The 2,510-nt window shown below is 72.5% G+C and carries 1 protein-coding gene; it reads left to right on the top strand.

What is annotated here, in order from left to right; genetic code table 11:
* A partial coding sequence (locus tag NK214_RS25125; RefSeq protein ID WP_305883582.1) for an RHS repeat protein occupies positions 1–2,510 on the top strand: 2,510 nt, incomplete at both ends.

The raw sequence follows: 2,510 nt of genomic DNA, 5'->3' as shown, positions 1-2,510 counted from the left end.
AGCGCGATCACCGACGGCCGCGGCCAAACCGCCCGTTTCGACTACGACGCCGCCGGCAACCGCGTCGGCGTGCGCGACGCGCAGAACCAGCAGACCCGACGCCGTTACAACGCCCAGAACCAGCTGCTGAGCGAAACCGTCGACGGCGCCGGCACCCGGCGCAACGTCTATGACGCCAGCGGCCTGCGGCTGCGCTTCAGCCTCAGCGCCGAAGGCCGGGTGGAAGAGCGCCGCTACGACGCCCAGGGCCGCGAAGTCAGCCGGCTGCTGTACCAGGGCGGCGTGTTCGCCGGCGCCGACGACGCCACCGGCGAAGCCGAACTGCAAGCCTGGGCGGCAAAGCAGGACCTGTCCCGCGTCGAACGCAGCGACACCGGCTACGACCTGCGCGGCCTGGTGGCCAGCACCACCCGCTACGCCACCCTGGACGGCGAGGGCAAGGGCGTGGCCGACGGTCGGCACAGCAGCGTGCGCTACGTCTACGACCCGGCGGGCAATCTGCTGCAGAAGCTGGACGGCGTCAGCGGCGCGGTGCTGGCCGACTACCTCTACGACGGCCTGAACCGCGTGGTGCGCAGCCGGGACGGCGCGGGCGTGGCCACCACCACCGTCTACCAGGACGCGCAGCGGCAGACCCGGGTCAGCCTGAGCAACGGCCTGAGCACGGTGAGCAGCTACGACGCGGCCGGCCAGTTGCTGGCCGTGGTGCAGCAAGACGCCGGCGGCCCGCTGGGCACCGCGCGCAGCGAATACAATGCGCGCCACCAGCCGGTCAGGCTGATCGACGCCAACGGCGCCGCCAGCGTCCTGCTCTACGACGAACGCGGCCGCAAGGTCGGCCAGATCGACCCTGCCGGCGACGTCACCGAATGGCGCTACAACGGCAACGACCAGATCATCGCCAGCCTGCGCTACGCGACCCGGATCGACATCGCCCGGCTGAGCGGCGACCCGACGGCGCTGTCGCTGGCCGCGCTGCGTCCGGCGGCGAATCCGGCGGAAGACCGCATCGAACGCCGGCTATACGACAGCCTGGGCCGCCTGGTCCAGACCGTGGACGCCGAAGGCGGCGTCGAGCGCCACCAATACGACGCCGCCGGCCGGCTGACCCGCAGCACCCGCTACGCCACGCGGCTGAGCGCCGAACAACTGGCGGCGCTGGCGAGCCAGCCCGGCGAACTGGACCCGTCCGACGCCCAACTGCAGCCGACGGCCGACCCGGCCGGCGACCGCGTCAGCCGCCGCTACTACGACCGCGACGGCCTGCTGCTGGCCAGCCTGGACGGCGAAGGCTATCTGAGCGAAACCCGCTACGACGGCGCCGGCCGCGCGATCGAAACCGTGCGCTACGCGCAGCGCGCCCGCGCCGGCGACACGCTGGAGGCCCTGCGCCCGGCCAGCGACGGCGCCGACCAACGCACGCGCAAGCTGTACGACGGCGCCGGCCGGCTGGTGGGCCAGATCGACGCCGAAGGCTACCTCGACGAAACCGTTTACGACGCCCAAGGCCGCATTGCGCAAACGATACGCTACGCCACCCGCGTCGGCGGCGGCGACACGCTGGCCGCGCTGCGCCCGGCGGCCGACCGCAACGACCGCCAAGTGCAGCGCCAATACGACGCCGCCGACCGGCTGCTGCGCGAAGAACACCGGCCGAGCGGCCTGATCGTCCGCTACCAATACGACGGCCAAGGCCAAGTGATCGCCGTCACCCGCCAGGCCGGCGACGACGCGCGCAGCCAGCTCAAGCGCTACGACAGCCAGGGCCGGGTGACGCAAGAACTGGCCGGCGAAGGCGCCCAAGCGCTGGCCGCGCTCGGCGCCGACGCCGGCGCCCCGCAAATCGACGCCGTCTGGGCGCGCTGGGGCACCCGCCACTACTACAACGCCGGCGGCCAACGCACCGCCAGCCTGGGCCCCGACGGCCAGGGCGGCGCCGGCGCGCGCACCCTGTACTACTACGACGCCGCCGGCCGCCTCAGCCACACCCTCAACAGCCTGGGCGAAATCAGCGAAGTGCGCTACAACGCCTTCGGCGACGTCGTCGCCACCCAGCGTTACGCCACCCGGCTTGGCGCCGGCGCGCTGGCCGCGCTGAACGGCGGCAACCAAAGCGGCCTGCCCGGCGGGCAGAGCAGCGAGGCCGACCGCCTCGAAACCAGCCAATACAACCGCCTGGGCCAACGCCTCGCCGCCGGCGACCGGCTGGAAGCCGAACGCGAACAATGGCGCTACAACGCCTTCGGCGAAGCCGTGGCTTATCGGCAGCGGCTGGACGCCGCGCGCAGCAGCGTGCAGACCAGCGCCTACGACCGGCGCGGCCTGCTGCAAAGCCAGACCCGCGACGCCGAAGGACTGGCGCTGGGATCAAGCTCGAGCTACGACGCCTTCGGCCGGCAGACCGAGCGCGTCGACGCCAACGGCCACCGCAGCCGGATCGACTACGACAAACTGGGCCGCCAGATCAGCGTCCAGGACCCGCAAGGCGGCCGTCAAAGCCACGCCTACGA

Source organism: Chromobacterium sp. S0633 (genome assembly GCF_024158805.1).
In the GTDB taxonomy this organism is placed as follows: domain Bacteria; phylum Pseudomonadota; class Gammaproteobacteria; order Burkholderiales; family Chromobacteriaceae; genus Chromobacterium.
Note: the sequence above shows the minus strand (reverse complement) of the source record. Positions and strands in the feature narration are given on the sequence as shown.